The organism is Streptomyces olivochromogenes, from assembly GCF_001514115.1.
Lineage (GTDB): Bacteria > Actinomycetota > Actinomycetes > Streptomycetales > Streptomycetaceae > Streptomyces > Streptomyces olivochromogenes.
On sequence record NZ_KQ948464.1, the window covers coordinates 227,814 to 240,458 of the forward strand.

Genomic DNA, 12,645 nt, shown 5'->3' on the forward strand with positions numbered 1-12,645 from the left:
AATTTAATGCCCCGAGCCGATCACGCGGCGATCAATTTCGAACATACATTTCATTTACTGAGTGCCGGGCTTGCTCTGGTTCTCCGAACGGGCCTTCATCGATCGTGCCCGCCGCCAACGCCCCAGCAACCCCTCCGGCACCTCTTCCGCGGTGAGCGCGAAGACGAGATGGTCCCGCCAGGCCCCGTCGATGTGCAGATAGCGCGGCCTGAGCCCTTCCTCGCGGAATCCGAGTTTCTCCACCACTCGGCGGCTCGGCCCGTTCTCCGGGCGAATGCAGACTTCGATGCGGTGCAGTCCGACCGTGCGGAAGCAGTGGTCGGTCACCATCGCCACGGCCGTCGGCATCACTCCGCGCCCCGCCACCGACTGGTCCACCCAGTAGCCGATGTGCCCGGAGCACATCGATCCCCAGGTGATCCCGGCGACGGTCAACTGCCCGACCAGACGGCCCTGATACTCGATGACGAAGGGCAGCATCCGGCCCGCGTTGGCCTCGGCGCGCAGATGCCGGACCATTTGGCGGTAGGTCGGCCGGTGCGCTATCGGACCGCTGGGCGTGGGCGGCGGAATGGTCGCCTCCCAGGGCCGCAGCCAGTCCCGGTTGCGCCGGTTCACCTCGCGCCAGGCCCGCTGGTCGCGCACCTTTATCGGCCGAAGGACGACATCGCCGTCCACCAGCTCGACAGGCCAGGATGGGCTGTTCAGCTCGCACCCCCACTGCCGCTGGGTCTGGGGTGGTCGCCGCCACGGATCTGGTCGACGGCGTGGATCAGAAGGGGCTCCAGAACGGCCAGGCCGTCCTTCACCCCGCCGGTGGAACCCGGCAGGTTGACGATCAACGTCCGTCCCGCGACTCCGGCGAGCCCTCGGGACAGCGCCGCCGTGGGCACCTTCTCTCTCCCGAACGCCCTGATGGCCTCGGGAATGCCCGGCACCTCGTGATCGAGTACGCGACGGGTCGCCTCGGGCGTCCGGTCGGTGGGCGAGATCCCCGTACCGCCCGTCGTCACGATCACGTCGTACCCGGCGTCGACGCCCGCGCGCAGTGCCGCCTCCACGGGATCGCCGTCCGGCACCACCCGGGGGCCGTCGACCTCGAAGCCGTAGACCGTGAGCCCCTCGGCGATCAGGGGGCCGCCCTTGTCCTCGTAGACCCCCGCGGCGGCTCTGTTCGAGGCCGTGACCACGAGCGCGCGGTACGACGGTGCCGTCATGTCCGGCTCCAGTCGCCCGACTTGCCGCCCGTCTTCTCTTCCACCCGTACGTCCGTGATGACCGCCCCCTTGTCGACCGCCTTGACCATGTCGATCACGGTGAGGGCCGCCACGCTGACCGCGGTGAGGGCCTCCATCTCGACGCCCGTACGGTCGGTGGTCTTCACGGTGGCGAGGATCTCGACGGCGTCGTCCGCGACCGACAGATCAAGCTTGACACCCGAGACCGACAACGGGTGACAGAGCGGGATCAGATCCGGGGTGCGCTTGGCGCCCATGATGCCCGCGATGCGCGCGGTGGCCAGGGCGTCGCCCTTGGGGACGCCCTCACCGCGCAGCAGTTCGATCACACGGGGCGAGACCAGGACACGGCCGCTGGCGCGGGCGGTGCGCGCGGTCACGTCCTTCCCGGAGACGTCGACCATGCGGGCGGCGCCCGCCTCGTCGATGTGGGTCAGTCGGTCCTGCGTACTCATGTCTGCGCGGCGCTCCCGGTCGGGCCTCTTGTGCGCGACACGGTACCGCCACTCGGGGCACTCAGCCGAGCAGGACCACTTCGACCTCGGTGCCGGGCTCGACCGAGGTGACGTCCTCGGGGACGACGATCAGCGCGTCGGCGTGGGCGAGGGCCGCGACCAGGTGGGATCCGGCGCCGCCGACCGGGGTCACCTTGCCGTCGGCGTACCTCCCGCGCAGGAACTGTCGGCGGCCGTCCGGCGAGGTCAGCGCCTTGCCCGTCTCCAGGGTCGCCCTGGTGGTGGGGCGGTGGATGTCGTCCAGGCCCGACAGGGTGCGGATCGCGGGGCGGACGAACAGCTCGAAGGAGACGTACGACGAGACGGGGTTGCCGGGGAGCGCGAGCAGCGGGGTGTGCTCGGGGCCGATCGTGCCGAAGCCCTGGGGCTTGCCGGGCTGCATGGCGAGCTTGCGGAAGTCGATGCCGCTACCCTCCTCGTCCTCGTCGCCCACCGAGGACAGGGCCTCCTTGACGACGTCGTACGCGCCGACGCTCACGCCGCCCGTGGTGACCAGCAGGTCCGCGCGGATGAGCTGGTCCTCGATGGTGGCGCGGAGTGTCTCGGCGTCGTCGGCGACCGCGCCCACCCGGTAGGCGATGGCCCCGGCGTCGCGGGCGGCGGCGCACAGGGCGAAGCTGTTGGAGTCGTAGATCTGGCCGGTGCCGAGCGGCTCGTCGGGCTGGACGAGTTCGCTGCCGGTGGACAGGACGACCACGCGCGGGCGCGGGCGCACGCGTACGGTGCCGCGGCCGATCGCGGCGAGCAGGCCGATCTGCGGCGGGCCGAGGATCGTGCCGGCTTCGAGAGCGCGGTCCCCCGCCTTCACGTCGCTGCCCTTCGCGCGCACATGCGCGCGTGCCTCGGCCGGGCGGTGGACGCGCACCTGGCCGGAGGCACCGTCGGGGGCCGCGCTGTGGGCGCGCATCCCGGAGACGGGACCCTCCCCCAGGCCGCCGTCGGTCCACTCCACCGGGACGACGGCCTCCGCGCCGGGCGGCAGCGGGGCACCGGTCATGATGCGGACGGCCTCACCGGGGCCCACATGGAGCTGCTCGCCCTGGCCGGCCGCGACGTCGCCGACGACCGTGAGGACCGCCGGGTACTCCTCGCTCGCGCCCGCGACATCGGCGACCCGGACCGCGTACCCGTCCATCGAGCTGTTGTCGAACGGCGGCAGGGAGACCGGCACCGTGACGTCCTCGACCAGGACACAGCCCTGGGCGTCGAGGAGTTGCAGCTCGATGGGTTCGAGAGGGCGCACGGTCGCGAGGATGTCCTCCAGGTGCTCGGTCACCGACCAGAGGTGGTCCTGGCCGATGACACGGGTCGCGGCGCTGCTCAAATTCCTACATCTCCTCGGCTACGTAACTGCGAAGCCAGGTCCGGAAGTCCGGGCCCAGGTCATCACGTTCGCACGCGAGCCTGACAATGGCACGCAGATAGTCGCCGCGGTCGCCGGTGTCATAGCGGCGGCCCTTGAAGACGACGCCGTGCACGGGGCCGCCGACCTTCTCGTCCTGCGCGAGCTGCTGGAGGGCGTCGGTGAGCTGGATCTCGCCGCCGCGGCCCGGCTCGGTCTTGCGGAGTATGTCGAAGATGTGCGGGTCGAGGACGTAGCGCCCGATGATCGCGTAGTTGCTGGGCGCGTCCGCCGGGTCCGGCTTCTCGACCAGGCCGGTCACCTTGACGAGGTCGCCCTCCCCGGTGGCCTCGACGGCCGCGGAGCCGTAGAGGTGGATCTGCTCGGGCTCGACCTCCATGAGCGCGATGACGCTGCCGCCGTGCTGCTCCTGGACCTCGACCATGCGGGCGAGGAGGGGGTCGCGGGGGTCGATCAGGTCGTCGCCGAGGAGCACGGCGAAGGGCTCGTGGCCGACGTGCGGCGCCGCGCACAGGACGGCGTGGCCGAGGCCCTTGGGGTCGCCCTGGCGCACGTAGTGCATGGTGGCCAGGTCGCTGGACTCCTGGACCTTGGCGAGCCGGTCGGCGTCACCCTTCTTCTGAAGGGCGGACTCCAGCTCATAATTGCGGTCGAAGTGGTCCTCGAGGGGGCGCTTGTTGCGGCCGGTGATCATCAGGACGTCGTCGAGACCCGCCGACACGGCCTCTTCGACCACGTACTGGATCGCCGGCTTGTCCACGACCGGCAGCATCTCTTTGGGAGTGGCTTTGGTGGCCGGCAGGAACCGGGTGCCGAGGCCTGCTGCGGGGATGACAGCCTTGCTGATCCTGGGGTGCGACTCAGTCATGCGCGTAACCATATCCGGTGGCTATGAGCGCAATCTGTTGGTCCCGTTAAATAGCTCTCATATGAGCGCATAAGGAACGGTACGGAGTGAGCTGTGAGCCACGTGGGACGTGCGGCAGAGCCTGACAAGCGAATGTTGCGGCGAGGCTTCATCGCGGTGAGAAACAGGTTGACACCCTACGACCTGCGGGAATCCGCCGGGAACCTGGCCCTGCGGGCGCTGGAGCTGCCGGAGCTGGCGCACGCGCGCACGGTGGCGGCGTACGTCTCCGTGGGGAGCGAGCCGGGCACCCTCGCGCTCCTCGACGCGCTCCGCACGCGCGGGGTGCGCGTGCTGCTGCCGGTCCTGATGGCGGACAACGACCTGGACTGGGGCGCGTACGCCGGAGAGGGCTCCCTGGAGCACGTCCGACACGGCGGCAGGATGGCTCTCTTGGAGCCGGCGGGCGAGCGGCTCGGCCCCGAGGCCGTCCAGGAGGCGGACGCCGTGCTGCTGCCCGGACTGGCCGTGGACCGGCGCGGAATGCGTCTGGGGCGCGGCGGCGGCTCGTACGACCGCGTACTGGCCCGCCTGGAGCGCGCGGGGGCCGATCCCGCGCTGGTGGTGCTGCTGTACGACGCGGAGGTCGTCGAGCACGTCCCGGCGGAACCTCACGACCGTCCCGTGCACGCGGTGGTGACGCCTTCGGGCGTGCGTCGCTTCGGCTGACGGGCGCGGGCAGGCGAAAGGGCCCTCCACGCACGCGTGGAGGGCCCTTTCGCCTGTCGCCATCAGTAACTCACGGTCGCCGTCGGTGACTCGTGGTCGCCGTCAATGGCTCACGGCTTGAGCACCAGGGTGTCGCTCGTGCTCTTGTCGACCGCCTTGTCCGAGAAGGACCACGGCAGCAGTTCACCCTTGGCCCACTTGTCCGTCTGGTCGGTGTAGTGGGCGCTGTAGGCGTGCCCGGAGGCGCCGGAGAGGTTGATCCACTTCGACTTGTCGAAGTCGTCGAGGTTGACCACCATCCGCATGGACGGCACCCAGACCACTCCGTAGCCGCCCGCGGCGTTCCAGCCGGTCGCGTTGACCGTCGCCTCGCCGCCGCTGAGCTTCCAGGGGCCGCGGTTGAGCATGTACTGCAGGACGCCGGGACCTTCGGTGCCCAGGGTCTGGTTCTTCAGGAACAGGCGGTGCAGCCGGCCCCAGCTCCAGGTGTCCATGTCCTTGCCGAGCTTGGCGGTCAGCTCCCAGCGGGCGTCCTTCATGGCCCGCGCGAACAGCTCGTCCCGGTTGTCGGCCGCCTTGTCGAGGCGCGTCTTGGGCGCCTTCCACCAGTCGTTGTTCTGATCGTCGATGATCTTGCGGACCACCTCGAACCAGCGGTCGCCGCCGTCCGGCTGCGCCTGGTCCGCCTCACGCTGGCCGCACTCGCGCACGGTCTGGTTCTCGTCCGCGGGACCGGTGGAGTCGACCGGGGCGACGTTCAGGCACTGACCCTTGACCCGCAGCTCCTTGGGCAGCTTGTTGCCGAAGGCGAGCTTGAGGATGTTGCGCCAGGTCGCGTTGAAGTACGCGGCCGCCGCGGAGTCGGCGTCCTGGGTGTAGTCCCAGCCTTCCAGGAGCTTCTGCGCGTCGCGGACGTTCTTGTCGGGGACGTCGATCTTGAGCAGCTTGGGCACGATCAGCTTGGCGATCTCACTGCTGTCGTCGAGCTGCATCTGGCGCATGTCGTCGGTCGAGATCTTGCCGCCGCCCTTGATCTTCGCCTCGATGAGATCGGTGATCCGCTGGCTGCGCGTTCCGTAACCCCAGTCCGTGGTGAGCGTGTAGGGGTACTTGTCCTTGTCGACGACCGCCTGGTTGGCGGTCACGATGTAGCCGCGCTTCGGGTCGTACTCGTAGGGCAGCTCGGACTGCTTGATGTAGCCGGTCCACTGGTACTTGGAGTCCCAGCCGGGCGACGGGAGCGAGCCGTCGTCGCCCTTCGACCGGGTCGGGATCTTGCCGGGCAGCTGGTAGCCGATGTGGTCGTTGGTGTCGGCGTAGATCAGGTTCTGCGAGGGCACATCGAAGGACGCGGCCGCCGTGCGGAACTCGGACCAGTTCGACGCCTTGTCCAGCTGGAAGACGGCGTCCATGGAGTTGCCCGGGTCCAGGGCGGTCCAGCGCAGCGCGATGGCATAGCCGTCGCCGCGGTCGGGTGCCCCGCTGTCGACGGTGGCCTTCTTGCCGACCTTGACCAGTTCGTCGTCGCGGTCGGAGAGCAGCGGCATCCCGTCCTTGGTCTCCCGGACGACGATCGTCTTGTTCGAGCCGCCCGCGACCTTGATCGTTTCCTTGCGGGTCGCGAAGGGCAGCACCTTGCCGTCGTACTCGTAGCCCTCGCCGGTGATCTTCTCCAGGTAGAGGTCGGTGACGTCGACCCCGGAGTTGGTCATGCCCCAGGCGATGTTCTGGTTGTGGCCGATGACCACGCCGGGCATGCCCGCGAAGGTGTAGCCGGAGACGTCGTACTGGCACTTGCTGGAGACGCTCGTGCAGTGCAGGCCCATCTGGTACCAGACCGAGGGCAGCGAGGCCGACAGGTGCGGGTCGTTGGCCAGCAGCGGCTTACCGGTGATCGTGTACTTGCCCGCGACGACCCAGGAGTTCGAGCCGATGCCGTTGCCGTTCACGCCGACGGCGGTGGGCACGTTGTCGAGCACGTTGTAGAGCTTGGAGAGCTGGCTCTGCAGGCCGTCGGGCGCGGTGGTGTTCCCCGCGAGGCCGGTGCCCGACGTGGACTGCGTCCCGCTGCCCGCCGTCGTGCTGCTGCCCTGGACGTACGACCCCGTGACGCTGTCGTACTGGCCTTCCTGGGTGATCGTCTTGTTCCGGCTGTAGGGGTACTCCGGGTACAGGTCGGCGATCTGCTTCGGGCCCAGACGGCTGGTCATCAGGGAGCGGTCGATCTCTTCCTGCATGTTGCCGCGCAGGTCCCAGGCCATCGCCTTCAGCCACGCGACCGAGTCGACCGGGGTCCACTCCTGGGGCTTGTAGTCGTTGGTGAAACCAAGGGCCGCGTACTCCAGGGAGATGTCCTTGCCGTCCTTGCCCTTCAGGTAGGCATTGACTCCCTTGGCGTACGCCTGGAGGTACTTCTTCGTGGAGGCCGACAGTTTCTTGTCGTACTCCTCCTTGGCGACCCGGTCCCAGCCCATCGTGCGCAGGAACTCGTCGTTCTTGACCTGGCTCGAGCCGAACATCTCGGACAGCCGGCCCGAGGTCATGTGACGGCGTACGTCCATCTCGTAGAACCGGTCCTGCGCCTGGACGTAGCCCTGCGCCATGAACAGGTCCTCGTCGGACGAGGCGTAGATCTGCGGGATCCCGTTGCCGTCCCGCTTGACGTCCACGGGGCCCGACAGCCCGTCGAGTGTGAGTGAGCCCTTGGTCTGCGGGAAGGAGGCACGGACGGTACTGACCCCCCAGTAGCCGCCATAGGCAACGCCTCCGAAGAGGGCCAGAACCAGGACAATCAGGAACAGTCGGGCCTTGCGCCCCTTCTTCCTGCCGGACTTGCCCGGCTTCTGGCCGGAAGAGGCGGTGGTGTTCGGGGGCATCGCTGTCCTTGCTGTCCTAACGCGAGCGGCAGGCGGTCCTGGAGTGCTGGAGCAACCATAGGCGCAGGGCCCGACGCGCCTTGACGCGGAGTCGGGTACAGGACGGACGAGCGTTCGATCTCGGCCCCTGGAGTGTCAAGAAAGCGTCAAGAGTTAGGTAAGGTAACGAAGTACTTGGCCTCATGTACCGACTTCGGGTGTTCGGATCGACGTGCTGGGATCCACGCGATCACCTCGATTCCACGCGTTGATCCAGACGCGATCACATCGAATCGACGTGTTCACATCCGCACGTTCGAATCCAGTGCCCGGATTGGCGAGAAGGGAACAGCCGCTGACTGTCCACCACCTCAACCAGCTCCTGCTCGTCTGCTCGCTCGTTCTGCTCGTCGCGGTGGCAGCGGTTCGTATCTCTTCGCGCAGCGGGCTCCCCAGCCTGCTCGTCTACCTCGGCATAGGCATCGCCATGGGCCAGGACGGGGTCGGCAACGTCCACTTCAACAACGCCGAACTGACGCAGGTCATCGGGTACGCGGCCCTGGTCGTGATCCTGGCCGAGGGCGGCCTCGGCACGAAGTGGAAGGAAATCAAGCCGGCCCTGCCGGCGGCCACCTCGCTGGCACTGGTCGGCATCGCGGTGAGCGTCGGAGTGACGGCCACGGCCGCCCACTACCTGATCGGCCTGGAATGGCGGCAGGCTCTCATCATCGGCGCGGTGGTGTCCTCGACGGACGCGGCGGCCGTCTTCTCGGTGCTGCGGAAAGTACCCCTCCCCGCGCGCGTGACGGGCATCCTGGAGGCCGAGTCCGGCTTCAACGACGCCCCGGTGGTCATCCTCGTCGTCGCGTTCAGCACGGCGGGCCCCGTGGAGCACTGGTACGTGCTGCTGGGCGAGATAACCCTGGAGCTGGCCATCGGCGCGGCCATCGGCCTCGCGGTGGGCTGGCTCGGCTCCTGGGGGCTGCGGCACGTAGCGCTGCCCGCCTCCGGCCTCTACCCGATCGCCGTGATGGCGATCGCGGTCACCGCCTACGCCGCCGGCGCGCTCGCGCACGGCAGCGGCTTCCTCGCCGTCTACCTCGCGGCGATGATGCTCGGCAACGCCAAACTGCCGCACTGGCCCGCCACCCGGGGCTTCGCCGAAGGGCTCGGCTGGATCGCCCAGATCGGCATGTTCGTCCTGCTCGGCGTGCTGGTCACCCCGCACGAGATGGGCGACGACATCGTGCCGGCCCTCGTCATCGGCCTGGTGCTCACCATGGTGGCGCGCCCCCTGAGCGTCGTGGTCAGCCTGCTGCCCTTCCGGATCCCGTGGCAGGAGCAGACACTGCTGTCCTGGGCCGGCCTGCGCGGCGCCGTGCCCATCATCCTGGCGACCATCCCGATGGTGAGCGGCATCGCGGAGAGCCGCCGGATCTTCAACATCGTCTTCGTCCTCGTCGTCGCCTACACCCTCATCCAGGGCCCCACGCTGCCCTGGCTGGCCCGCAAGCTGCGGCTGGGCGAGTCCGAGGGCGCCGCCGACCTCGGGATCGAATCGGCACCCCTGGAGCGACTGCGCGGCCATCTGCTGTCCGTCGCGATCCCGGAGGGCTCCCGCATGCACGGCGTGGAGGTGGCCGAGCTGCGCATGCCCTCGGGGGCCGCCGTCACCCTCGTCGTGCGCGACGGAACCTCCTTCGTGCCGCTTCCCACGACCGTCCTGCGACGCGGCGACGAACTGCTCGTCGTGGCCACCGACCCGGTCCGGGACGCGGCCGAGCGACGGCTGCGCGCAGTGGGCCAGGGCGGCAAGCTGGCGGGCTGGCTGGGCCTCGCGGGCAACGGCGCCGGACCACACTCCCGACATTCCGGACAGTAAACAGGACATTAAGGGGCGATGTTCATTCGCAGGCGAACACCGCCATGGTGCTCACTTTCACAGGCACCGCAGCAACTCGCCCCTGTACGATGAAGGCATACCTTGATCGAACCAACTCTGATCGAACCAACTCTGCCTGAAGCAGAGCTGGCGCGACCCGTATGGCGGTCGTGACGCCCCCGCAGTGGGCGGCGCGGCATCTACCGCAGTTCCGCGCAAGAGGACAGCTCTCGGCGCCCCCCGCACGGGCGCGCTACCAGGCGGCAGAGAGGCACGGGCCGTGGCATCCACGGTCACCTCCCGCCCCGGATACGGACAGCTGCTGCGCACCCGCGGCGCCTGGACGTTCCTGCTTCCCGGCTTCGCCGCACGTCAGCCCTTCGCGATGCTGACGCTGTCCCTCGTACTCCTCGTCCAGCACACCACCGGCTCGTACGGGGCCGCCGGCGCCGTCGCCGCCGTCACCGGCGTCTCCATGGCGCTGTTCGCCCCCTTCACCGGCCGTCTCGCCGACCGCCACGGCCAGCGGGCCGTTCTGCTGCCCGGCGTCCTGGTGCACGCCCTGGCAGGCCTCTCCCTGACGGCGCTGGCACTGACGGACGCCCCCTTGTGGGCCCTTTTCCTCGCCGCCGTGCCGACCGGCGCCTCGGTGCCCCAGGTCGGGCCCATGGTGCGCGCCCGCTGGGGTGTGAAGCTCCAGGACTCGCCCCTGATGACCACCGCGGCGGCCTTCGAGTCCGTCACGGACGAGCTGACCTTCGTGTTCGGCCCGCTGCTCGCCACGGCGCTGTGCACCGCCGTGCACCCGGCCGCGGGCCTGTTGACCGAGGCCGGGCTGACCCTGATCGGCGGTCTCCTCTTCGCCGCGCAGAAGAGCACCCAGCCCGCTGTCGCCGCCGCCGGGCACACGCGCGTGGAGCACGGTTCCGCGCTGCGGATCCCCGGAGTGCGCGTGCTGATCGTGACCTTCCTGGGCATCGGCTCCGTCTTCGGCGGTATGCAGGTCTCGCTCGCCGCGTTCAGCGAGTCGATCGGCGAGCCCGGTCTGAACGGCGTCCTCTACGGCGTCTTCGCCGCGGGCAACATGCTTTCCGGCGTCGTCTGCGGCGCCATCGCCTGGAAGGTGGCCCCGCAGCGGCGGCTCGTCATCGGCTACGCCGCCCTGGCGCTCGCCGCGTGCGGGCTGTGGGCCGCGCACTCCGTGGTCGTACTCGCCGCGATCGGCCTCCTGGTCGGCATGTGCATCGCTCCGTCCCTGATCACCGGCTACACCCTGGTCGAGGGCCTGGTCCCGGCGGGCGCCCGCACCGAGGCCTTCACCTGGCTGACCGGCGCCGTCGCGCTCGGCCAGGCGGCGGCCGTCACGGTCGCCGGACAGCTGGAGGACCGCCTGTGGAACGGTGCCGGATTCCTGGTGCCGATGGCCGGTACGGCACTGGCGCTGGCGACCCTGGTGGCCCTGCGCTCACGGCTGGCCACGCCGCCCACCGGACGCACCGTCGCACGTGGCGTCGGTCACCGAGTGCCGGTGACAGTGGACTGATCTCGCGGAATACGTCAGTATGGATCGTCGTTAGCACTCATTGAGTGAGAGTGCCAGGAGGAAGACAAGTGCCGACCTACCAGTACCAGTGCACCGAGTGTGGCGAGGGCCTCGAGGCGGTGCAGAAGTTCACCGACGATGCCCTGACGGAGTGCCCCAACTGCGGTGGACGCCTGAAGAAGGTGTTCTCGGCCGTCGGCATTGTCTTCAAGGGCTCCGGCTTCTACCGCAACGACAGCCGTGGCTCCTCGTCGAGCAGCTCGCCGGCGCCCAAGCCATCGACCACTTCGACTTCGTCCTCGCCGTCGACGACCTCGTCGTCCTCGTCGGACTCGAAGTCGTCGGGCAGCGGCTCGTCGAGCAGCAGCTCGGCCGCGTAGGACTTTCTCGCGGGGACCCTGTCGTCGTACGACGACGGGGTCCTTGGCGTTTCCGAGGGCAGGTTCCCCGGAGTTTCCGGAGGACGGGGTCCTGGGTGTTTCCGGAGGACAGGATCCTGGGCGCTTGCGGAGGACAGGATCCTCGGCGTTTCTGGAGGACAGGGTCCTCGGCCTTTCTGGAGGACAGGACCCTCGGCCTTTCCGGAGGACAAGATCCTCGGCCTTTCCGGGAGACAGGGGCCTCGACGTTTTCGGAGGCAGATCTTCGAATCCCGCTACTGTGATCGTCATGGCGAACGCAGAGATCGGTGTCATCGGCGGCTCGGGCTTCTACTCCTTCCTCGACGATGTGACCGAGATACAAGTCGACACCCCCTACGGGCCGCCGAGCGACTCCCTGTTCCTCGGCGAGATCGCCGGGCGACGGGTCGCCTTCCTTCCCCGCCACGGCCGCGGCCACCATCTGCCGCCGCACCGCATCAACTACCGGGCCAACCTCTGGGCGCTGCGCTCCGTGGGCGCCCGTCAGGTCCTCGGACCGTGCGCGGTGGGCGGACTGCGCCCCCAGTACGGGCCGGGAACGCTGCTCGTGCCGGACCAGCTGGTCGACCGCACGAAGACGCGGACGCAGACGTTCTTCGACGGGCTGCCGCTGCCGGACGGCACCGTGCCGAACGTCGTGCACGTGTCGCTGGCCGACCCCTACTGCCCCGTCGGCCGCAAGGCCGCCCTCGAAGCGGCGCGCGGGCGTGACTGGGAGCCGGTGGACGGCGGCACGCTCGTGGTGATCGAGGGACCGCGGTTCTCCACCCGCGCCGAGTCGCTGTGGCACCAGGCGCAGGGCTGGTCCGTGGTGGGCATGACCGGCCACCCCGAGGCCGCGCTCGCCCGTGAACTCCAGCTCTGCTACACCTCGTTGACCTTGGTCACCGACCTCGACGCGGGCGCGGAGGCCGGCGAGGGCGTCTCGCACGACGAAGTGCTGAAGGTGTTCGCGTCGAACGTGGACCGGCTGCGGGACGTGTTGTACGACGCGGTGGCGGCCCTGCCGCAGAACGGGACGCGGGACTGTCTGTGCACGAAGGCGCTGGGTGGCATGGATCCGGGTTTCGAGCTGCCGTGACGATGGCCGCGACGGGCGCTCGATGGGCGCCGATGGGCGCCGATGGGCGTCGATGGACTTTGACGGGCGCTGACGGGCGTTTTCACGCGGTGGAACTTCCCGTTCGGGTGAGGGAGTTGTCCACAACTCGTCGGTAGTCCACCGGCGCCGACGGGATCCCCCGCGAGGCC

The 12,645-nt window shown here is 69.2% G+C and carries 11 protein-coding genes; 5 read left to right on the forward strand and 6 right to left on the reverse strand.

The window, feature by feature from the left end:
• Positions 1–54 precede the first annotated feature (54 nt).
• From AQJ27_RS32685 to galU, 5 genes are all read right to left on the reverse strand, one after another.
• Positions 55–708 (reverse strand): GNAT family N-acetyltransferase, encoded by a 654-nt coding sequence (locus AQJ27_RS32685; RefSeq protein WP_067376349.1) that lies wholly within the window; start codon positions 706–708, stop codon positions 55–57.
• Positions 705–1,217 carry a MogA/MoaB family molybdenum cofactor biosynthesis protein gene (locus AQJ27_RS32690; RefSeq protein WP_067376353.1) on the reverse strand — a complete coding sequence of 171 codons (513 nt, stop codon included), beginning with the start codon at positions 1,215–1,217 and terminating at the stop codon, positions 705–707. Before AQJ27_RS32690 ends, AQJ27_RS32685 begins: the two co-directional genes overlap by 4 nt.
• Positions 1,214–1,693, reverse strand: coding sequence for a cyclic pyranopterin monophosphate synthase MoaC (gene moaC / locus AQJ27_RS32695; RefSeq protein WP_054233073.1), 480 nt, complete (start codon positions 1,691–1,693; stop codon positions 1,214–1,216). The genes AQJ27_RS32690 and moaC overlap by 4 nt, the downstream gene beginning before the upstream one ends.
• Positions 1,694–1,754: 61 nt before the next feature.
• Positions 1,755–3,077: a molybdotransferase-like divisome protein Glp gene (gene glp, locus AQJ27_RS32700; RefSeq protein WP_067376357.1), complete on the reverse strand. Its 1,323-nt coding sequence runs from the start codon at positions 3,075–3,077 to the stop codon at positions 1,755–1,757.
• Between the two features lie 4 nt (positions 3,078–3,081).
• On the reverse strand, positions 3,082–3,984 hold the full coding sequence (gene galU, locus AQJ27_RS32705) for a UTP--glucose-1-phosphate uridylyltransferase GalU (protein WP_067376360.1): 903 nt from the start codon (positions 3,982–3,984) through the stop codon (positions 3,082–3,084).
• Positions 3,985–4,116: 132 nt separating this feature from the next.
• On the opposite strand from galU, the gene AQJ27_RS32710 reads away from it, so the two are divergent.
• Positions 4,117–4,692, forward strand: a complete 576-nt coding sequence (locus AQJ27_RS32710; RefSeq protein ID WP_067376362.1) for a 5-formyltetrahydrofolate cyclo-ligase — start codon at positions 4,117–4,119, stop codon at positions 4,690–4,692.
• Between the two features lie 110 nt (positions 4,693–4,802).
• Here AQJ27_RS32710 and AQJ27_RS32715 read toward each other — a convergent pair whose 3' ends face one another.
• The gene (locus tag AQJ27_RS32715) at positions 4,803–7,568 is read right to left on the reverse strand and encodes a penicillin acylase family protein (RefSeq protein WP_067376365.1); all 2,766 of its coding nucleotides are present in this window, start codon (positions 7,566–7,568) and stop codon (positions 4,803–4,805) included.
• A gap of 304 nt (positions 7,569–7,872) precedes the next feature.
• On the opposite strand from AQJ27_RS32715, the gene AQJ27_RS32720 reads away from it, so the two are divergent.
• The 4 genes from AQJ27_RS32720 to AQJ27_RS32735 all read left to right on the forward strand — a co-directional run bounded on the left by AQJ27_RS32720 (position 7,873) and on the right by AQJ27_RS32735 (position 12,475).
• The gene (locus tag AQJ27_RS32720; protein WP_096240117.1) at positions 7,873–9,429 is read left to right on the forward strand and encodes a potassium/proton antiporter; all 1,557 of its coding nucleotides are present in this window, start codon (positions 7,873–7,875) and stop codon (positions 9,427–9,429) included.
• Positions 9,430–9,709: 280 nt separating this feature from the next.
• Positions 9,710–10,972, forward strand: coding sequence for an MFS transporter (locus tag AQJ27_RS32725; RefSeq protein ID WP_067376370.1), 1,263 nt, complete (start codon positions 9,710–9,712; stop codon positions 10,970–10,972).
• A 68-nt stretch (positions 10,973–11,040) separates the two neighbouring features.
• The gene (locus tag AQJ27_RS32730) at positions 11,041–11,352 is read left to right on the forward strand and encodes an FmdB family zinc ribbon protein (RefSeq protein WP_067376373.1); all 312 of its coding nucleotides are present in this window, start codon (positions 11,041–11,043) and stop codon (positions 11,350–11,352) included.
• A gap of 289 nt (positions 11,353–11,641) precedes the next feature.
• On the forward strand, positions 11,642–12,475 hold the full coding sequence (locus tag AQJ27_RS32735) for an S-methyl-5'-thioadenosine phosphorylase (RefSeq protein WP_067376549.1): 834 nt from the start codon (positions 11,642–11,644) through the stop codon (positions 12,473–12,475).
• Positions 12,476–12,645 lie beyond the last annotated feature (170 nt).